The 21,372-nt window shown below is 68.4% G+C and carries 10 protein-coding genes; all 10 read right to left on the bottom strand.

The features are described 5' to 3' along the window. Nucleotides 1–93: 93 nt before the first annotated feature. Entirely contained in the window at nucleotides 94–804 is a 711-nt protein-coding gene (locus tag ACT3T9_RS17170) for a hypothetical protein (protein ID WP_441445610.1), read from the bottom strand. Nucleotides 805–864: 60 nt separating this feature from the next. Further along, complete coding sequence (locus ACT3T9_RS17165; RefSeq protein ID WP_444607133.1) at nucleotides 865–2,508, bottom strand: serine/threonine-protein kinase; 1,644 nt, start codon at nucleotides 2,506–2,508, stop codon at nucleotides 865–867. After that, nucleotides 2,505–5,420: an FHA domain-containing protein gene (locus ACT3T9_RS17160; RefSeq protein WP_444607132.1), complete on the bottom strand. Its 2,916-nt coding sequence runs from the start codon at nucleotides 5,418–5,420 to the stop codon at nucleotides 2,505–2,507. Before ACT3T9_RS17160 ends, ACT3T9_RS17165 begins: the two co-directional genes overlap by 4 nt. Continuing rightward, nucleotides 5,420–6,301 (bottom strand): PP2C family protein-serine/threonine phosphatase, encoded by an 882-nt coding sequence (locus tag ACT3T9_RS17155; RefSeq protein ID WP_444607131.1) that lies wholly within the window; start codon nucleotides 6,299–6,301, stop codon nucleotides 5,420–5,422. The genes ACT3T9_RS17160 and ACT3T9_RS17155 overlap by 1 nt, the downstream gene beginning before the upstream one ends. Continuing rightward, nucleotides 6,298–8,373, bottom strand: a complete 2,076-nt coding sequence (locus ACT3T9_RS17150) for an RDD family protein (RefSeq protein ID WP_444607130.1) — start codon at nucleotides 8,371–8,373, stop codon at nucleotides 6,298–6,300. The genes ACT3T9_RS17155 and ACT3T9_RS17150 overlap by 4 nt, the downstream gene beginning before the upstream one ends. Continuing rightward, nucleotides 8,373–10,883, bottom strand: coding sequence for a transglutaminase domain-containing protein (locus ACT3T9_RS17145; RefSeq protein WP_444607129.1), 2,511 nt, complete (start codon nucleotides 10,881–10,883; stop codon nucleotides 8,373–8,375). The genes ACT3T9_RS17150 and ACT3T9_RS17145 overlap by 1 nt, the downstream gene beginning before the upstream one ends. Then, nucleotides 10,880–12,346, bottom strand: coding sequence for a DUF58 domain-containing protein (locus tag ACT3T9_RS17140; protein ID WP_444607128.1), 1,467 nt, complete (start codon nucleotides 12,344–12,346; stop codon nucleotides 10,880–10,882). Before ACT3T9_RS17140 ends, ACT3T9_RS17145 begins: the two co-directional genes overlap by 4 nt. A gap of 155 nt (nucleotides 12,347–12,501) precedes the next feature. Beyond that, nucleotides 12,502–13,476, bottom strand: a complete 975-nt coding sequence (locus ACT3T9_RS17135; protein WP_345075433.1) for an AAA family ATPase — start codon at nucleotides 13,474–13,476, stop codon at nucleotides 12,502–12,504. Between the two features lie 51 nt (nucleotides 13,477–13,527). Next, nucleotides 13,528–19,779, bottom strand: a complete 6,252-nt coding sequence (locus ACT3T9_RS17130) for an Ig-like domain-containing protein (protein WP_444607127.1) — start codon at nucleotides 19,777–19,779, stop codon at nucleotides 13,528–13,530. 251 nt (nucleotides 19,780–20,030) lie between these two features. Further along, nucleotides 20,031–21,038, bottom strand: a complete 1,008-nt coding sequence (locus ACT3T9_RS17125; protein WP_441445619.1) for a polyprenyl synthetase family protein — start codon at nucleotides 21,036–21,038, stop codon at nucleotides 20,031–20,033. Between the last annotated feature and the right edge of the window lie 334 nt (nucleotides 21,039–21,372).

The following is a 21,372-nucleotide window of genomic DNA, read 5'->3' as shown; positions in this document are numbered from 1 at the left end:
CCCCTCGTCCGCCTGCTGCAGCGCCCCTGGGGGCAACCCGTTCCAAGAATGCGTGTGCTGCCTCGGCCGCTGTGTGCTGGCGTCGGCGGTCGTTCAGTCCTCGTCGATATCCTGCGACTGGTCCAGCAGGTGGAGGTCTTCACTGCTCACCAGCCGAGAGAAGACGGCGTGCTCCACCAGGCGGGCCCGCCGGTTGCTGGCCAGCTTGCCCGGTCCGCCACGCAGTCCCCGCACCCCGAGCCGGTCGAGCTTGTCGCAGACGTTGTCGAGCTTGCGGTTGAACTTCGTGAGCGGCCATCCCAATCGTGCTGCGGCCTGGGCAGAAGTGGGCACCGAGCTCATCCCGGATCCTTCTCGGGTCAGCATCGGTTCGGCGAGCCCGAGGATCAGGAGCTTCTGGCTCGGGGTGAGCTGCACCGAGCCGACGGTGGTCTCCCCTGCCGGATCCTCCGGACCGGCGATCCGTGCGAACTCCGGGGACTCCGCATGCACCGACAGGTCATAGGTGGTGGGCCCGGCCGTGAACACCACCTTGGTGATGTCGAAGACCAGCGGGATGCGCGCGCCGGGGGCGAGCCAGGCCTGCATCGAACCGGTGCCGTCGGTGATCGTCGCGGACAGCCGCGAACCGATGTTCACCAGCCACCACATCGACTCCACCTGGACGATCGTGAGGAAGCGTCGATGGAGGAAAGGATTGTCCTCATCGATCGCAAGATCTGCCTCGCGGCCGATCGTGAGCTCCTCACCGTCCTCGACGCGGTACCACTCCCCGCAGAACTCGACCGAAATCGTCGACGCCATCGTCAGCCGTCCCCTCTGTCATCACGACTGTTCGTCATGGTTGCACCGTACCTGTCTCGCCTACTCATAACAGCTCTCTCCCGGGGGGCTCGAATTGCCGTTGGGATTGACCGTCTGCACCTGGACACAGGGGGCAGGCTGCTGTGGTGGGATCTCCAGGACGACCGAGTTCAGGCCGTGGACCTCGTGCTGCTGCTGGTAGCGCTCGTAGTTGTCCGGCATGTCCTTCCACTGGACCACGTAGTGCTCATCCTTCGTGACCCCGGCCGGCGGTTCCCAGCTGACCTGTACCAGACCGGGCGCACCAGTGCTCCCCGCTGCGATGAGCGTGAACTTGATGTCCGTCGGCGGCTCCAGCGGATCCTGCGGCGGAGCCGCGACGTTGATGTCCGTACTGGGAATGGGTTCCGGCTCGGGGATCAGGAAGTAGCGCACTCCGAGGGTGGCACCCACGCCGAGCACCACGATCAGCACCGCCGCCAACACCACGAAAGGCCAGGCCGGCGCCTTCGCGGGCTCCTCCTCGTGCTCGGCGTAGCCGGGCGCGGGCAGCGGCGAGTGCGCAGAGGCACCCGCGGGACGCGCACCGATCGGGCGCAGCAGGGTCGACTCGACGGAATCATCCGTCGCAGAGGTTGCCGGGGCACCGAATCCGGGCGCGGCCGGGGCGCCGATCGCGGGGGCGACGCCGGCGTAGGGATCGAGCCTGCGCCGGCTCCCAGGGCCGGTGGTGCTGACCGACTCCGGGTCCACGGTGGCAACCTTGCGGATCCGAGTGTGCATGTCGAGCTCGTCGTCCTCGGCACTGTGCGCGGCCGCGGTGCTCCGGTCGTCGAGCACGTCCATCTGGGTGACCGGCAGAGAGAGGGAGAGCTCCACCTGCTGCAGCCCACGGCCGAAGGCGAGAGCCGTGTCATACCGGCCCGCCTGCTCCTTGGCCATCGCGATCGAGAGGACCCGGTTCAGTTCTGCCGGCACATCAGGGCGGGTCAGTGGCTGCAGCGGCTCGCTCGAGATGCGATGGATGAGATCCGAGGCGGTGTTGCGCCGCCCGCGGTGCTCGAAGGGAGTCTGCCCGGCCAGCAGCGAGTACACGGTCGCAGCCAGGGAGAACACGTCCGAGCGCACGTCGGCGCGGGGCGGGTCGGCGAAGAACTCCGGCGGGGACCACGGGATCGACATTCCCTGGGAGTCTTCGACGTCATCGCCCTGGCCTGCGGCGATCGAGATCCCGAAGTCCGTCAGCGCCGGGCGGTTGTAGTCGGTGACCAGGATGTTCGCGGGCTTGATGTCGCGGTGGAGGATTCCGGCGCGATGCGCCGTCTCCACTGCCCCCGCAATCTGAACGCCCACCCGCAGTGCCTCGGCGACGGTGATCCGCTCCTTGCGGAAACGCACGCCGTAGTTGGACCGCGGGCAGTACTCCATGACGATGTACGGGCGGTGGTCCTCGGAGACCTCCGCCTGGTGGATCGTGACGATCGACGGATGCGTCGACATCTGGGCCATCACATTGGCCTCGCCGTCGAACTGCCGCCGTACCGATTCGTCGAGCACGTTCGAGAGGAGCACCTTGATCGCCACCCGCCGCTGGGGGCGGAACTGGCGGTACAGGAAGACATCGGCGAAGCCGCCGGAGCCCAGCAGCTGCTCGTACTCGTAACCGGGCAGCCGGGGCGGCGCAGAGGGGGGCCTGGAGCTCATAGCCGTTCCCCGAACTTCAGATGCACGTCATCCCCCAGATCCAGATGGTCTCCATCATGGAGGACCACACCCTCCCGTGAACGCAGCCGGACCGGCTCGTAACCCTCTCGATACAGCGTGGTGCCGTTGGTGGTGCCCAGATCGAGCGCCACCACATGCCAGCCCTCGAGCCGCAGCTCGAGGTGCGACCGGGAGATGTCCTGCTGCGGGCTGGGCACGGTGATCAGCTGCGGCACTTCATGACCGCTGACGCGAGAAGCGCGAGGACGCCGACCGATGATCGCCGTGCGGTCGAGCACGAAACGACCGCCGCCGGAGACGGCGACGGCTCCCAACGGCGGGCGCACGACGGTGCGAGGCTGCCCCTGCAGCGGTGCACCGCAGGCCCGGCACGCAGCGCGCTCCGGGGAGTTCGCGTGGCCGTTCGGACACACCATCCCGGTCAGGGTCACACCGCCGCCCACGACGTGCCCCGGCACGCCCGCAGGGGCCGCTGTTCCGGATCCGGGCTGCGGAGCCGGCCCTGGACGCGGTGCGGGAGTCACCGGAGTGCCGGCGGGCGCTACAGGGTGGGGCGCGCTGGCATGCCGACCAGGCATCGGCCCGCCAGGGTAGGGAGCGCCCGGCGCCTGAGCCGAGCTCCCGGCCTGCGGATACCCGCTGCTCGCAGAGGAGGCCTGCGGTGGATAGCGGTTCGGCACGGCACCTCCGGCAGACCCGGCGGCACCGGGATGGGCACCCTGGGGCGGCGCGGGTCGCTGCGGTGCCGGGGAGGCACCGCGGTGTTGCTGTGCAGGCGGTGCGGGATGGCCGGGGTTCGCAGAGCCGCTCATCACAGGTCCGAGGAACCCGACCTGGTGTCCCGCAGCTCCCGGGTTCGCAGGGCCGTTCGCATAGGGCTGCGGCTGCCCGGCAGGCGTCGGGTATCCGACGTGCTGGCCGGCGTCCCCGGTGCTCATCGGGCGTCCGTACGGCATGCCCGGCGCCATGGGCGGCCCGACGGCTGCCGAGCGGGGAGCGGAGTTCGGAGGGGATGGCCGTTCCGCCATCTGGACCTGCGGATAGGCCGGCTGCGGAGGTGGAACCTCTGAGGCGCGCCGCGCTGCGGTCTGTGCGATCTCCGGAGCCGTGCGCCCGACCCCCGGCACCCAGTCGATGAACTCTCCGCCGGTGGCGGGTTCCGCCGGCAGCGGCTCAGGCGCCGAGGCCGGGGAGGCCGGGGCAGCTGACGTGGTCTCGGCAGGTGGAGCGGCCGGCACTGATCCCGTTGCCGATGCCGATGCGGCTGTCCGCTCCGCGGCCGGCTGCTCTTCTGAATCCTCTGCGTCGTCCTCGTCCTCGCTGCGCCGGACGGCGGCGTCCTCGATGCGCCGGAACACGGTCTTGCCGAAGAGATCGTCGTAGGCCCCGGTGTTCTCGAGCTCGCTCGCGACGGGCCCTGGAGCGGCAGCGTGCCGTGATGCCCGCCTCGGCGGAGGCGTCGGAGCATTCTCGTCGCCCTGATCGCCCTGGTCGCCCAGGTCGTCGTCATCGATCGGCGCGATCTGAGTCGGAGGTGACTCGAACTCATCCTCGGGCGGAGGGTCAGGGGTCGGTACGGAGGCCGACGTGACGGGTGCTGCGGTCGCGGGCGAGTGACGTGTCGCGGTGGCAGGCGCGGCCGGCGCTGCCGTGCTCACCGACTGCTCGACCGGGGGCGTCGAGGCAGCGGAGCTCGCGCCTGCCGGCCCGGGCGTTTCCGCCGCGGCTGCCGCGGGCTGCAAGGAAGAGGGGGTCCCACCAGCGGGTGTGCTCTCACCATTCGCTGCGGGTGCCGTGGTCGCCTCAGCGGAAGGTGCCGCGGTGGAGGATCGACGGCCGCGGTCGAACAGAGAGGTGCTGACCAATCGCCGCTTCACAGGCGTTGCAGGCTTGGGTTCTGCCGCAGCCGGGGCGGGCTCCGAGGACGGCGCGCCGTCGACGGCAGGGGAGGGAGCCGAAGTCTGCTGCCCAGCGGGTACGGGTGCTGCCGGTTCCGCAGCAGGCACCGCCGCCGGTGCTGAAGCCGGTGCGGGTGCTGGTGCTGGTGCTGGTGCTGGTGCTGGTGCTGGTGCTTCAGCCTGAGCCGCCGGCTTCGGGGTCGCAGAGCTGTTCCCGAAGAGGCCCGCGAACATATTCGGTCCGGCGGACGCGGTCTCGGAGGCGGCGGGCCGGGTCGAGCCTCCGCGTGTTCCCCCTCGGGAGATGGTGGGCGGCATCTCCCCCGGCTTGCGGGTGGCTGTCGCGGGCCTCACCAGAGGGGCGGCAGCGCTGCTCCCGGCAGGCTTCGGGGCAGGAGTCGGGCGTGCGGCGCGGCGCTTCTTCGCCTCCGGGCTCTCGATCGACCGGCCGTCCTTCTCCACCTGCTCGGCGAGTTCGGCCCGCTCGGCATCTCCCAGCTCTGCAGGGTCTTCCGTCACGTGCACGAATCCTCGCACCGGGATCACCCCCGAACTCAGCCGAGGTGCCCCGAGGGATTCCTCGGCAGGGAGATCTCCGAACGCGGTGCGTCGCACGCCCTCGACGGTCCTCAGGACGAAGGGCTCCTCGTCCGAGCCCGCGATCTGTTGGGATCCTTCGGGGGTGTAGACGGCGATCGGCGTCGTGCCCTTCACTCCGAACGTGCCGGTGGTGCCGTCATGGAAGCCGAACAGCAGCGCGGAGAGCTTCTCCGCGCTCTCGATCCCCCCGGCCTCCACCAGAGCATCGAGGAACCCTTCCGGGTCGGGAGAGCCGCCGAGCAGCTCCCATGCCGCTTCCGTGACCTGCTTGCGCAGCCCGGGAACCAGCACCACCCAGGCGTTGTTCCGGATCACCAGCGTGGCCGGGCCCTGCCGCACCCAGGTCCCTCTCCCGAGCAGGTCCTCGGCTCCTACACCCTTCTCCTCGTTCATCAGACCTCTCCGCCACCATCGCGGAGCGCTCGCGGGAGCGTGTCCTCATCGATCTCGAACTCGTCCTCCCGATCTGCGGAGCTCGAGCTTCCAGCTGTGCTCTCGGTGATCAGGGGCTGGCCCACCACCTCGACGGCTTCGACCAGGACCACGCTGACGTTGTCGTGACCACCGGCATCGAGCGCACGGCCCACCAGCTCATGGCTGAGGGTACGCACGTCCGTCGGACGGCGCAGCAGCTGCTCGATGGCGGCGTCGTCGATCTCGCCGGTCAGCCCATCGGAGCAGATCAGCATCCGATCCCCCACCTCTGCGGGGATCAGCCAGTAGTCCGGATCGGACTCGGGCCCGGCGCCGAGGGCCCGGGTGACCATGTGGCGGTAGGGGTGGACCTTCGCCTGGGCAGGGGTGAGCTCGCCCCGGTCCATCAGCTCCTGGACCACCGAATGGTCCACGCTGACCTGCTCGAAGATGTCTCCTGAGAGGCGGTACACGCGGGAGTCCCCGAGATTGAGCACGACCCAGTAGCCGACTCCGTCCAGCACCATCGTCGCGACCACTGCGACTGTGGTCCCGGCGCCCAGGGTGGACTCGCCGCCGAGCTCGCCGATCCGCGTGGCTGCGGAGCGCAGCGCTTCCCCCAGCTGCTCGACGGTGACGTTCTCCTGGATCGTGAGCTTCTCGAACTCCTCGACCGCGATCGCGCTGGCGACCTCACCGGCATTGTGCCCGCCCATGCCGTCAGCGACCAGGTAGATCGGTGACACGTTGAGGATGCTGTCCTCATTGGTGGCCCGCACATGGCCGACGTGGGTGGCGGCGGCGGAGATGACCCGGATCGTCCCTGTGAGATCCGGGTCCGAGAGGGAGCGGTCGATCACTGCTCCCTCTCCACGGACAGGGTCCGGTCCCCGAGGGTCAGCTGTGCACCGGTGGGAAGGACCGTGGGCGCGTTCGGGACCAGGTTCTCCCGGGAGCCGTCCTCACGCAGGATGGTGGAGCCGTTGGTCGAGCCCAGATCGGTGACCGTGATCTCCTCCCCGGTCCCGTCGATCCGCAGATGCGTCTTGGAGACGGAGCGCGTGTCGTCCTTCAGCACGAACAGCACCTCCTCCCCCGAAGCGGAGGGGTTGCGTCCGATCACCACGGCCTTCTCGACGAGGCGGTCGGTGCCGTCGTCGGCCGTCAGCCGCAGCTTCTTCACCGCCGGCAGCTTCACTGCGGAGAGACGGGTCTGTTCGAGATCGCCGAGCGAGTCGTCCGGTTCGGACAGGCGGGTCTGCTCGTCGATCCCTGCGTCCCACGCGTCTCCGGTGAGTTCGCCGGGCGTCCCGACCGGTTCCTGATTCGTGCTGGCGGGTCCCCAGCCTGCGGCGCCAGCCTGCGGCGCGGAGTTCTCCTGCTCCTGTGCCGCGTAAGGCGTCGGAGCACCGTAGGAGGGCTGCGCTCCGGAGTCCAGGGCGGAGTTCGCCCCAGGTGCGGAGGGCTGGCCCTGAGGGGCGGGCGGAGCCCATCCTGCAGTTCCGGCGGCATTCGGGTCCTGGTACGGGGCCGGCGCCGCCGACTGCTGCGGGGCGGGCTGGCCCCAGTGCTGTGGCTGCTGCTGGGGCTGTGAAGTCCCGTCCTGCCGGCTCCAGTCCTGCTGCACGGCAGGCTGGTCCCACGGCGCCTGCTGCGGCGCCGGCTGGTCCCACGGTGCCTGCTGCGGCGCCGGGGCGACCTGCTCCGCGCTCTGCTGCCGCGGTGCAGAAGCGTTCTGGTCCCAGCTCTGCTGCGGCACAGGGTCGACCGGAGGCGGTGCCCAGCCACCTTCGCCGCCCGGCTGCTGCGCGACAGGTTCCCGCGTGGGCGGCGGAGCGGCCCAACCCGTCGACATCGGTGCCTCCGGTGCGGAGCTGCTCGACGCGGGCGGCGCATACGGGCTCGGTGCCATCTGCTGGCTCCCGTCCCAGCCGCCGGTGACGGGCTGAGCCGGTGCCGAGTCAGAGGGACCGCTCCACGCCGTCCCCGGCTCGGAGAGCAGGTTCGGGTGCGTGGAGACCGCGACCGAGGGGGCGCCGAGGTAGTGAGCCGCGCTCTCGCGCTCGAAATCGTCGGGACGAGGCTGCAGCGGGTTGCGACCTGCCTTGATGTCCACGACGACGGAGCCGATCACCCGATCGTGTAAGCCGCGCAGATGCTTCTTCGGGTCGATGAAGATCGACAGCGCCATGATCAGCGGGATGATCCCGTACAGCGCCCAGCGGCCCAGTGCACGCACGAAGCCGATCGGCCCGCCTACGCCGTCCTTCGTGATCCTCAGTCCGAGGATCAGCTTGCCGAGGGTGAATCCCTTCGACCCAGCCAGCCAGATCATCAGCACCGTGTACGCGACGGGAAGCGCCACGCCCACCCCGACCAGGATCTGCGGGAGCAGGCCGATGGTGTCGGAGGTCAGGATGAGGATCATGCCGAGGGTGAGCGGCACCGCCACCAGGGTGCCGATCACCGAGTCCACCAGCGCGGCCAGGAATCGCCGCAGCAGCGAGCCGGGGACACATCCGTCCAGCGGCGGCTCCATCGGCTCTCCCCCGGGTGCACTCGGCGCCGGAGCCGGAGACCCCGGTCCGTTCAGCATGCCGGGCGCGGGGCCCGGTCCGGTCTGATTCATCGCGGGCTGGGTCACCATCATCTGATCGTACTGTTCCTGAGTGCGCAGTGCCGTCGCACCCGGGTTCTTCGGCAGGAGAGACTCCCTGGAGACCAGCTCGATCCCCTCCTCCTCCGGAGCCTGGGCGGCGTCCGCACCGAGGTCCCGCGCCCGTGACCGTGGCGCCTGCGCCCAGGCCCCGGGAGTATCGGTCGCCCGGCGCTCGTAGGGCGAGGCCTGATAGCGCGCACCGCACTCTCCGCAGATCACCGCGCCCTCGGACAGCAGAGTCCCGCAGGTGCTGCAGTATCGCGTCTGGTTCATCACGCTCTGCCCTTCTTCGACGATCTCGTCCTCCTGGTGCCTTCGCGGAGCGAAGACCGGCGTCGGCGCATCGCTTCGGAGCGGCGCAGCGCCTTGTCCCGGGCCCGAGCATTCACTCGGAGGCGCTTGTTCTCGGTGCGACGGTCCGCGGACCGCCGGCGGAAGGAGCGCAGTGAGAGCGCTGCCCGCAGCCTCTTGTGCCACGGCACCGCAGCGGACATGCTACGCCGCGCCGTCATGACATCACTCCAGTACTCCTCGGCCGCAGCCTCGGGGAGATCGTCAGGTCCGAAGACTGCGCGGTCTGCACGGCCGGCGAGAGTCAGCGCTCCCATCGCCGGGATGTCTGCCTGGAGCCGCGCCGCGGTCTCGGCACGGGTCATCAGGGGGTCCGGCTTCTGGCCGAGGTCGGTCAACAGGTCAAGGATCTCCTGCCAGCCCCCATCGATGCGCGTCGGCAACGGGCCCCGGGTGCGGCGGCGTCCTCGCCGCACCGTCTTGGCGATGATCACGGCGAGCACAGCGATCAGCAGCAGCGCCACGGGGATCAGACCCAGGCCGAGGTAGACGACCCACGAGGTGGTCGGCTCCAGCGGCTCTTCATCCTTCTCGCTGTCGTCGCTCATCGCGCCCGGCGGCGGGCTGGGCGGCTCAGCCGGAGGCGGCGGCGGCTGCGCCACCTGGGGCAGAGGCTCCTCCACCTCCTTGGGCTCAGGTTCGGTGGGGTCGTCCTCCTCGTCCGGGGCGGGATCGAAGCGCACCCAGCCGATGTCCTCGAAGGCGACCTCGACCCAGGCTGTGACGTTGTCGCCGGTGATCGCGACGGTTCCCTCCTGGCCGGAAGGGACCTCGAATCCCATCACCACGCGGGCGGGGATATCGATCGAGCGGGCCATCACCGCGGTCAGCGCCGCGAACTGCTCCTCGTCGCCGATGCGACCCTCCGGCTGCGCATCCGGGGTGTCCTCATCGAAGCCGACCTCCTCGAGCATCGCCAGCAGGCGGCTCGCGCCATGGCCGGAGAGGGACGCCGCATCCTCATCGAGACCATGCGAGTAGAAGGCGTCCTTCTTCACCGTCCTGGTCAGGTTCTGGAACCGTTCGAAGTCGGAGTCCGACGACCCCGCCGCTTCCTCGGCCAGCGGCCGCAGCACATCCATCGGCGCGTTCTCGGGCAGTTCGATCTGTGCGAACTTGGCGGTGCGCTGCTGCTCGGCCGTGGGCTCCGCATAGGGCTCGTAGGAGAGCTCATAGGTGTCACCGGGCCTCACCCCACGTGCGTTCACCGCCGTCTGGGACTGCTGGTTGAGGAAGAGGTTCTCGGAGGTCACGCTCGACCGCTCGGAGGTCATCTCTGCGAGGTCGATGCGGTTGGTCTGCGCGCCGGCGGTGGGCAGCCACACGCCGGAATAGGCGCCGATGGTCACCGACGACACCCGCTCCTGCCCGGTGCCGGCGCGGAGGTCGACCCCCGGCGCGGTGCGCAAGAACGCCCCGGAGGGGCCATCCTTGGCCTCGCTGCTGGCGACGTTGTAGACCTGCAGGTCGTAGTAGTCCATGGTGGCCAGCCGGATCTGCTCACCGCTGCTGACACCGGAGATCGTGAACAGCTCCTCCTTGCGCTGATGCTTGAGGTAGCCGCGGAACTCCGTGAGCGGAGAGACATACTGCTGCGGGTCGAAGGGCGGGCTGATCTTGTCTCGCGCCGCATAGCGGATGGTGCCCGGAGGCGGATCCAGCAGGGAGTGCGCGGCGACCGCGCCACCGCCGGCGAGCGCCATGATCAGTGCGCCGCCGATCACACGGCGCCGCAGCACCGGGTTCTTCCACGAGCCCGGCCTCACCGTGTCCGAGATGATCGTGGACTGGGCGTTGGAAAGCCTCGCGGCCTCGAACCGCCAGGTCAGCCAGGCGATGGAGATGATCGCGTAGAGCACCCCTCGGAGGACCGCCGCGAATGACTGGTCGGTGCCGAAGATGATCGTCACGCCCACCAGCAGTAAGGGGAACAGCCAGGCCAGCACGTACAGCCGAGACCTCATCACGATGGTCATCGCCAGCAGCGACAGCAGCAGAGTGCTGATCCACACCACACCCAGCACTCCCTGGGCGACGCCCACCGGAGGTGCCACCGTCAGCACCGACTTCCAGCTGGTCACCGGAGCCTTGATCAGCTCCCACAGAGCACCGGGGCTGGGCAGGACACCCCAGAGCGCACGGGTCGGGGCGGCGAACATCGGCCCGAACAGGAAGTACGTCACCAGCACGAGAGGGGTGATCCGCAGCGGTCCCCAGCGCCACCGCGCTCCGATCAGCGCGATCAGGGTGCCGAACACCAGCGCCATGATCCCGGTGAGCAGGTACTGGATGCCGCCGTAGACGTGGTGGAAGCCGAGGATCGCGAGGATGAACAGCGCGCCCAGGGCTGCGAGGTCCAGTGCCCGACGGCGGTGCGGGATGCTCGAGAAGTAGCTCGGCGCCCGCCTGGGCGCGGTGGTGGTCGTGCTCATCGACCCACCGCCCGCAAGGCTCGCGCGAGGGTGTCCAGCGATCCCAGCGTGACCACGTCCAGGCTGCCGATCGCCGAGCGTTTCACGTCGGCATCATCCACGCAGCGGATCGCCACTGCCATCACTCCGATCGGAAGCTGGTTGGCGGCGGAGTTCAGCTCGCGCGCCGTGGTGTGGGAGCCGACGACCATCATCACCGCGGAGGCGTTGGGGGCGAGATCGGCGGCCTTCTGGCCGAGCTCATGGAACGAGGCCCGCTCCTTGAACTGCTCGATGACGGTGTAGTCGTCCATCATCTGCCGGAGGGTCCCCGTGTTCTGACGCTCGTCGAAGGTGAAGGGAGTCAGCTCCTTCTCCTCCCGGAAGGTCTGGCCCGAGATCGAGGCCGCTACGGAGACTGCCAGTTCGAACTCGTCGTCGCTCGCGTAGTGCTCGGCGAGGTTGTCCAGCGCCACCACCACATGCGAGCGCCGGGTCTCCTCGAACTGACGCACCATGAGCTTCCCGGTGCGGGCGGTGGTGCGCCAGTGGACATGCCGCCGGTCGTCACCGGGTGCGTAGTCACGCAGTGCATGGAAGGCGATGTCGGAGCTGGAGAGGTCCGAGGAGGGGGTGCCCTCCAGGTCCCGCAGGAACCCGCTGGCGGCTTCGTCGAGGCGCACGGTGCGCGGGTGGACGAACAGCTCCTGCTCCTTCGCCCAGGTGACCTGGCGGCGCATCAGGGAGAGCGGGTCATCGCGCACCGAACGCACCGGGCCGACGACCAGCACCGCGCGGCGTTTCGTGGGCACGGCGAACAGCTCCTCGTGCTCGGCACCTGCGTCGAGCTTCGGCACCATGAACTGCGCGGTAGCGGAGCCGACCGCCAGCTCGATGCGGGAGGGCAGGATCACCCGCTGGGTGGGGTTGGCGACCTCGACCCGGCCGACGGCGCGGGTTCCGACCACCACGCGGTGGGTCTGCAGATCGAGGGTGACCTTGTAGGAGGCGCGGCCCAGCACGAACAGCGCTGCGATCACCAGCGGAACGGTGAGCGCGAAGGCGATCACGTTCAGCTCGGTGATGTGCAGGGTCAGGCCGATGAACCAGCACGCCGCGGCGGCGCCGAACACCGCCCACCCGATGGGTGAGATGACATCGAGCACGGGATGGATCCGCCGGATCCAGAGCTCCACCGCGCGGTCGCGGAGCCCGGCCAGCCCGGTGCTGTGCTCGGCCTCTGAGCCTGGCTGCCCGGCTGATCGGCCCGGCTGTGCGGCACCCGGCCCGCCGGACACCGACCCAGGAGCTTCGGACACCGACCCGGGAGCATTCTGCGTACGCTTCGCGGCGCGCGTCTGCTTCCGGGTGGAGCGGGCCTTCGCCCTGGCCTCCGACTTAACGGCGCTGCGCCGCTTCTTCGCCTGGGCCTTGGCGGCTTTTGCGTCTGCGGCGTCGGTGGGAAGTGAGGTCTCTGAACTCATGTGTTCATCTCCTCCCGCTCGTCCCTCGCAGTTCGTCGACGAACAGCACTCATGCGCTCATCTCCTCCCGCTCGTCCCTCGCAGTTCGTCGACGAACAGCACTCATGCGCTCATCTCCTCCCGCTCGTCCCTCGCAGTTCGTCGACGATCGGTACTCATGCCGACTGCTGTCGCGCCTGCGGCGGCGCCACCTCGCTGAGGATCTTGGTCATGACGCTCTTGGCGGTGGTGCCCGAGAACTCTGCCTCGGGGTCGAGCACGAAGCGGTGCAGCCAGACGTGCTCGACCAGGTGCTTGACGTCATCCGGGATCACATAGTGGCGGCCATTGACCGCAGCCCACACCTTCACCGCGCGCATCAGCGCCAGGGCGCCACGGATGGAGACGCCGACGCGCACCTCCGGCGCGAGGCGGGTCTCCTCCATCAGTCGGGAGACGTACTCGAGGACCGCCGGGTCCACATGCACGGTGGAGGCCAGCTGGGTCATGTCGTTGACGGCCTGGAGGGAGATGCGCGGGCTGAGCTGGCTGCTGCGGTCGCGCAGCGCGGAGCCCTGCAGGATCTGCACGCTGGAGGCGTGGTCCGGGTAGCCGATGGAGGTCTTCATCAGGAACCGGTCCAGCTGCGCCTCAGGAAGACGGTAGGTGCCGGCCTGCTCGATGGGGTTCTGGGTGGCGATCACCATGAACGGGTTGCCGACCTCGTGGGTGACACCGTCGACTGTGACCCGGGCCTCCTCCATCACCTCGAGCATCGCCGACTGGGTCTTCGGCGAGGCGCGGTTGATCTCGTCGGCGAGGACGATGTTCGCGAACACCGGTCCCTTGTGGAACTCGAAGGACTTGGTGTTCTGGTCGTAGATCGTCACACCGGTGACGTCGGAGGGCAGCAGGTCCGGGGTGAACTGGATGCGGGTGCTGGTGCCCTGCACGGTCGCGGCGATCGAGCGGGCCAGCGAGGTCTTCCCGGTGCCCGGAGCGTCCTCGAGCAGCACATGCCCAGGGGCCATCATCGCGGTCAGCACCAGACGGACCACTTCGTTCTTGCCGAGGACGGCCTGACCGATGCTCTGGACGAGCTTGTCGAACGTCTCGGCGAACCAGCGGGCCTGTTCGGGGGTCATGCTCATGAGGAGAAATTCTGCTTTCGGGAAGAGGGCGGATGTCGTGAGGCGGGGATCTCAGCTCGAGCGGATCTGGACCTTATTGGAGTCGGCGGTCTGACCGTCGATCCTGACCCAGACCCAGAGGTCGGTGTACGGGTGACCCCAGTACGGCTTATGCCCGCTGTCGCGGAGGTCCCATGCACCGGAAGAGTTCGTCGTGAAGGTCCCGATCGTCGGGGTGGCGCCGTCCGTGGTTGGGTACCAGCAGTTCCCACCGATGACGCCATCGGCCTTGATGCAGTACTCGTAGGTCGTGTTCGGGGCGAGACCCGACACTGTGAAGTCGAGGTAGTAGCACCATCCGTTGTTGCACCCATCCTCCCCGGTCGCATCGCCGTACCCGTTCTCACCGCTGATCTTCGGCGCGGGGGGCGGGGTGTAGGTCTGGGCCTTCTTCGAGTCCTTCACGGTGCCGGAGGTCATGGTGGCCGTGGAGCCGTCGGCGTTCTTCGGCTTCGTCACCACACGTGCCTCGATCGAATGCGAGGAGGCGGACTTGGCCTGGATCGTCTTGGAGTAGGAGGTGCCCGAGTCCTGCCAGCCACCACCGTCGATACGGACCTGTAGCGTCTTGTTCCCGGCCCCGCCGTCATCGCCGCCAGCGGAGGCCTTGTACGTCACCGGGCAGTTGTTCGCGCCGGTGCATTTCGCGGTCGAGATAGTGGCTGAGCTCGGCTTTGCCGGTGTCGTGTACGGCCGCACCGAGTTCGACTCGCCCGATCGCTCGCTGACCCCGCCGTTGGCCTCGAACCCGTTGCGGGCCTCGACGGTGAACCTGTACGTGGCACCGCTGTTGCCGAGTCCGGAGATATCGACACTGGTGGCCGGAGCATTGACGGTCTTGGATTCACCGTTCCAGCGCACCACGTATTTGGTGACGGTGGTGCCGTTGCCTTCGGCCGCAACCCAGCTGACCTTCGCTCGACCGTTGGGGCCCTCGCCGGTGCCCTCGCTGGGCATTGTCGCTGTGACCCCGGTCGGGGCGGAGGGCTTCGCCCATGGGGTGACGGAATTCGAAGGCTTCGACGCCCCCACCCCCTTGCCCACCGAGTTCACACCGGTGTAGGTGAAGGAATGTGCGGTGTCCTCATCCAGTCCGCGGAAGGTCGTGGACGTCTTGGTGTGCTCCAGAGTCTGGCTCTCCCCCGAGGAGGCAGTGACGATGTACTGCGTGATCGGCTCACCGTTGGACTCCTTCTCGGTCATCTTCGGCCAGGTCACCGTGATGCCACCGCCCACAGGATCATCGATCCGCTGCGCAGTCGGGGTACCGCCAGGCACCGCGGGTTTGCCGGCCGGGTGCTCGAGCTTCGACCATTCCGACCAGTCGGAGGGCTCGTCGGCCAGGTTGGAGGCCTGGATGCGGTAGCGGTAGTCCGTCCCGTTCTGCAAGCTCGTGAAGACGGTCTGCGTGCTCCCCGCCTCGATCTCCCGCTTCTCGAAGGTGCCGTTCGCGGTGTCATGGGCCTGCACCGTGTAGCCCTGGATCGCCGAGCCACGGTTGACCGGCGGAACCCAGGCGACGGTCAGCTGCTCGTCGCCGCGTTCGACCGAGGGGGCGGCGGGCTTCTCGGGGCGGACATCGGGCCGCGCGATGGGCGAGGCGGCCGAGGGGTCGGAATCCCCGACGTCGTTCACCGCGACGACCTGGAAGGAGTACTCGGTGTCATTGGCCAGACCGGTGATGGTGCACGAGGTGGACGGGCAGTCCTTGGTCACCGCGGGACCGCTTGCCGTGGAGACCTTGTACCCGGTGATCGGCGAGCCGTTGTCAGCGCCAGCGGTGAAGTTCAGCTCGACGAACCCGTCCCCGACCTCGCCGATGCGAGGCGCGGAGGGGGCCTCAGGCTTGCCCAGCACGGTGACCCGGATCTCGCCACTGACCTGTCGATCAGGGTCACCGGTGTCGTCCATGACCGTATAGCTGGCATTGAGGAATCCATGGAAGTCCGGATCCGGCGTGATCACGACGTCGTCGCCATCGAGCGAGACCTCGCCGTCACCGGAGACCAGTGCCGCACTGACGATCTCCCGTTCACCGCCGGGGAAGGGGTTCGAGTCGTTCTCGAGCACGGGGATCGACTCCGTGCGCCCGGCATCGATGGTGGCCTCGTCGAGGGTCGCCGAGATCAGCGGTCGCTGCGAGCCGCCGACGGTTATCTGCACGGTCGCTGAGACCGGCGGGTTGGTCCCGTCGGTGACGGTGACCGGCATTTCCAGGATCTCGCCCTTGGACGACTTCGTGGTCGCGGAGGCGGTCAGCGTCGAGCCGTCGAGCCCTACCGTGATCTCGGGGTTCGGCGTGAGATCACCCAGGGCGTAGGTCAGCTCCTCGTTCTCGGGATCCTCAGCGCCGGCGGCCAGATCGATGGACGACTGCGCACCTCCCTGTTCGATCTCGAGCACCGCGCCCTGCAGGGTCGGTGGAAGGTTGGTCTCCTCGGGAGCGACCTGGACCGGGATCGCGAGGGTCGCGACGGCAGCCGTGGGGTCGCCCACCGCACCGTCGGTGACCTCGACCGTGATGGTGTCGTTGCCCGAGAAGTCCGCGGCCGGCCGGTACACGAGAGTGGATTCGCCCGAGACGAGCTCTCCACCGTCGCTGTGCTGTGCGGAGACCAGGCTCAGATCGGTGATGCGTGCTGGCTCGGCGCCGGGGCGCACCCGGACGTTGCTCGGATCCGCGAGATCGACGCTCACCTCGGAGCCGACCTGCACCTGGAGGGGCTGCCCCACCCAGACGGGAGCCTGCTTCGCGGTGCCGGGCACCCAGATGTATCCGGCAGAGGCGAGCTCGTCGACATCGGTGATGGTGTACCGGATGCGCTGCTGCTCTTCCTGCGGGAGGATCCGGACGGTGCCCTCCTCATCGAGCAGCTCGACACCGTCGGTCGGTTCGTCGAGCTCGACGGTGAGGTCCTTGGTGCTGCCATCGGGATCGGAGTCGTTGGCGAGCACCTCGACGTCCACGAAGTCCATCTCGGGGTCCATGACGTCCTCGACCGGGACGAAGTCATCCCGCGCCACCGGCGAAAGCTGCGGCGCATTGCTCGCCACCTTGATGGTCGCGGTCGCCGAACTCTTCAGCTGTCCATCCGTCGCGGAGTAGAGCACGGTGTGGGTGCCGGGCTCGGAAGGGGTGGTGACGGTGAGGTAGCCGTCGTCGGCATCCTCAGGCGGAGCGTGCTGCTGGATCTCGGTCATCGCCTCGACGTCACCGCGCACTACGGCCAACAGGTCGCCTTCAGGGTCGGTGTCGTTGGCGAGCACCGGGATCTGGACTTCGCGATCCGGCCGGACCTCCACGGTGTCGTCGACCGCATAGGGTGCCTGGTTGCGATCGTTCGGTGCGGCCACCCCGACCAGCACCTCGGCGGTGCCGATCGCGCCGTGGCGGTCCATCACCTGGTAGCGGAAGCGATCGGTGCCGACGGAGCCGTCGTGGGGAAGGTATTCGATCCACTCGCCGTTCGCGCTGACGATCTCTCCCAGCGTGGGCATCGGGCTGGTGACGCCGGTGAGCATCACGGAGTCGCCCTCGGGATCGATTCCGGTGGTCTGAACGGGGATCCGCACCGGCGTACCCGCGACGGTGCGCGCCGTGAGGTTGTCCGGCTTCGGCGCGGTGTTGTCGGCATCGCGCGGGACGATCGTGATGTAGGCGAGCGCTGAGCCGGTGCGGCCGGTCTCGTCGATCACCTGGTACTGGACCACGGCCTCACCGGTGGCGTCATCGTTCGCCCGGAAGCGAACCTGGTCCTGGTGGGGTTCGGTGTGCCCCAGCTCATCGGCGCGAGAGGTGTCCATCTCCTGCGCGAGATGGAGATCAGCGCCGGTCGGCGAGATGTCGTTGCCGGTCACGTTGATGTTGACCATGTCGCCGGCACGGACCACGGCCCGGTCCGGGACGGCCACGGGGTTCGCGAACTGGGTATCGGTGCTGGCGACCATCACCCGGGCGGTGCCGGTGGTGACGCCGGCCGAGTTCGCCACCTCGTAGGTCACAGGGACCGGCTCCGCCGAGACCATCGCACCCGGCGCCGCCTCGACTCGGATCAGGTGGTGGTTCACGATGGTGGCCTTCAGGCCACTGCCCTCAGGCACGTCGATCGAGTTGACGACCAGCACCCCGCCGGTGGGGTCCACGTCATTCTCCAACGGGTCCAGCAGGGTGTCCGTCCCAGTGGTCACCGTGCCCATGTCATCGACCGCGACCGGGGCGAGATTCTCCGCCTCGGGCTCGATGACATCGACCCTCACGAGTCCCAGCGAGACGGTGCTCGCGCCGCTCGCCGCCACCGTGTACTCGAGGTAGTAGGCGCCCGGCACGCTCGCCTGGACGTTGATGGTCCCCGCCTCGAGGACCGGGTCGATCTCGAGCCCGTCGACTTCGCTCACGCTGAGCAGCTCGAGATTGCCGCCGTTGGGGTTCAGATCGTTCAGCAGCGGCTTGATGGTCGTGGTGCGACCCGCCACGATCGTGGCGTGGTCCGCGGTGGTGATGGGCGCCAGGTCGGTCTCGGTCACCGACTCGATCTCGACGGTGCCCTCCCCCTGCTTGCCATGCTCGTCCCGGAAGCTGACCTCGATCTGCTTGGTTCCAGGGGCGAGTCCGGCATCGTTGAAGGTGACCAGGCCATCGGGACGGAAGGTCACGAGGTCCTCTGGTGGGACGGTGGCATTGGCGAGATAGAAGGCGTCGCCGTCCGGATCCTCCCAGTACGGGCTGATGTTGAAGCTGATCTCTTCACCGGAGCGGACCTGGACCTTGGTGATCATCTCGTCCGCGGGCCTGGGACCCTCGTTGTCGCCGTCGGCGCGCACGTCCAGAGTGACAGTTGCGGTATCGGTGCCACCGCGGCCGTCATTCGCCTGGTAGGTGAACGTGGCGCTGCCGGAGGCGTCCTCGTCCACCTGGATCTGGAGCTGAGTTCCGCCTCGGATCGGAGTGACAGTGCCGATGCCGGGCTGCTCGCCTTCGACGCGCACGGACAGGATGTCCCCGTCCGGATCAGTGTCGTTGCGGGTCACCGGCAGGACCACGCTCTTGCCGGGCCGCACACCGTACCGGTCCTCATTGGCGGTCGGCGGGCGATTCTCCTGATCGCGCTCTGCGGCGATGTTCGTGATCGTGGTGGTGAGAGTCTCCTTCTCCTTCTCCTCGGACTCGTTGGTCTGGATCTCCTGGGTCACGACCCAGTTGTCCACCACCTCCATGTTGTCCATGATCTCCCAGGACAATCCGAACTTCTGGTCGTTGAGGACCACCAGGTCGCGGTTGACGCGCAGCGTGAGATCGGCGGCGCTGTCCGCCTCGGGGATGCTCTCGGCGATCGGCTCCTCCCCTGCACACAGCCGCACATAACGGTTCGAGCCACCCCAGGCCCCGTAGGCGCATCCCTGGACCTGGGCGGGTGGGACCACGGTGCTCCCCGTGCCGCCGGCGGCCTGCTTCGTGGCCTTGCCACCGTCGAAGGGGATCACGAAGAGCGCATCGCGGGTGGCGAGCACGAAGTTGTCGGAGGCGGGGCCTGCCTGCTGGAGCTCGGCGAACTCCAGGGTGGAGACTCCGTCGTCGGTGAGGTCGTATTCGTTGGCGTCGGCTCCCACCCGGAGCAGGCGCTTCTCCTTGTCCAGGACCACCGGCTCGTCGCCGACCACCGTGAGCTGGAGCAGATCCGAATTGCTGGAGACATCAGCGAGTTCGATCGGTTTGTCCGCCGTCGTGTCCTGGGTCGGCGAGGTCTTCGCATACCTCAGCAGCTCGGAGCCGTTGAGCACATACACGACACCATTCTCGGAGACGGCGACCGGCGGCGCCTCCTTGCCGGTTTCGAGCACCGGATCTACTGCGGCGGGGCTGAATGCCGCGGCCTCTTCGGGGGTCAGGATCCAGACGCGCCCGTCCGGCGCAGCGATCACGACGCGATCCCCACCGATCTTCACCGTGGAACCTGCGGGCAGCTCGACGAGGCCGTTGCGAACCACGGACGCAGTGTTGATCGGGGTGAACCCCCGGGCGCCCGTCTCGAAGACGTGATACCCCGACTGGATGATGTCGAGGTCCTGACCGGTGGACATCAGTCGTGCATCGAGCTCACCGGCATCCACATTGAGCCGGCCGATGAGCCCGCTGTCCTGGTTCGAGACCCAGACCCCGCCATTGGAGACCTGGACATCAGACGAGGAAAGACCCGGATAGCGCAGCGCGAACCCGGTCAGCACCAGCGCGACCACAGCGATCATGGCCGAGGACGCGACCGTCACGCGCCTCCCCCGGCGTCGCTTGGATCCAGCGGTGTCAGACATGGACGTACCCCCAGCGCATGTTCCGATTCTCAACGCGCCCGCAAGTGGTGCCCAGCACTCCCTCAGAGAATGCTCCCCGGAGCTGATACTTCCGCGCGCGCGACCTGCCCAGGGTACCCGCAGCAGCGCATGAGCACCACGAGCGCCTGATCACGAAACGGTGTGGAGACCGGGACGGAGCTGGGCAGCCGCCCCGGTCCGCCCGGGAGTCAGCGTGCGCGCTCCACCAGGGTCCGGGTGAACGTCGTCAGCGCGGCACGGACGTCGCTCTCCGGCAGCTCGGCGAGAATCTCCACCGCCTCATCGGCAGTGCGCTGCGCGAGCGCGCGCGTCTCCTCGAGCGCAGGATCGGCCCGGAGCATTGCGACGAGCTCATCCAGCGCGGCATCTGAGCTGAGGTCACCGTCGAGCCGTGCCACGAGGTCCAGGCTATGGGCGTCCTGCTGCGCCGCAGCGCGGCGTCGAACCAGCAGGGTAGGCATCGTCGGCACTCCCTCACGCAGATCGATGCCGGGGGTCTTCCCGCTGGTGGCGGCGTCGCTCTCGAGATCGAGCACATCGTCCGCGAGCTGGAAGGCGACTCCGACCTTCTCCCCGTACCGCCGCATGACGTCGGCTGAGCCAGCGGGTCCCCCTGCCAGGGACGCCCCGAGGCTTCCCGCGAGGGCGAGAAGCGAGGCGGTCTTATCGGCGAGGACCGAGATGTAGTGGGCGAAGGGATCCTCGTCCTCCTTCGGCCCGACGGTCTCATGGAGCTGTCCCAGGCACAGCCTCTCGAAGGTCTCCGAGTGGAGGCGGACAGCCTCGGTCCCGATCCGGGCGCTGAGCGCGCTCGCACGAGCGAAGAGGAAGTCACCGGTGAGGATCGCGACGTTGTTGCCCCAGAGCGAATGCGCGCTCTCCGCACCACGGCGGGTGGGCGCCGAGTCCATCACGTCATCATGGTAAAGACTCGCCAGATGCGTGAGCTCGACCAGGACTGCAGCGTCGAGCACCCCCTCAGCGTCGAGGTCACCGAGCGATGCCGCAAGCAGCACCAGCATGGGACGCACGCGCTTGCCTCCGGCATCCATCAGGTGACGGCTGGTCCAGCGGACCATGTCGTCGGACGTGGCCACGGAGTCACGCAGCCGCTCCTCGATGGCTCCGAGGCGCTCGACGATGTTGCTCGCGAGCTGCTCATCGATGTCGGGAACTCCCGGCAACGTGGACGGCATGGCTCTCCTGGAACTCAGCGGGGCGCCGGCGGCGCTCCCGGGACATGAACTGCGGGATGCTCGAGACGACGAGGCCACGAGCTCGGGAACCAGCAACGGATGGCTGCGCGGACCCGACAACCGAGTCTACCGGGGACAGACGCGCCGAACCGCACTGTTGGTCCTGAGGTGAGCGGGAGAACGCCGTGCCACGTCGACGTCCCGCTTCAGCGCTGGCGACGACATCGCTGGTCACCAGCCCTGCACGCCCCTCGGCAAGAAGCCTGACTTCGCGCATGAAAACCGGAACCCTGTTTTCGGCATGAAAAAAGGAGTGGGAGGAGCGAAACCCTTT

It is taken from the genome of Brachybacterium sp. AOP29-B2-41 (assembly GCF_052378395.1).
GTDB lineage: Bacteria > Actinomycetota > Actinomycetes > Actinomycetales > Dermabacteraceae > Brachybacterium.
This window is presented reverse-complemented; position numbering and strand designations above follow the sequence as displayed.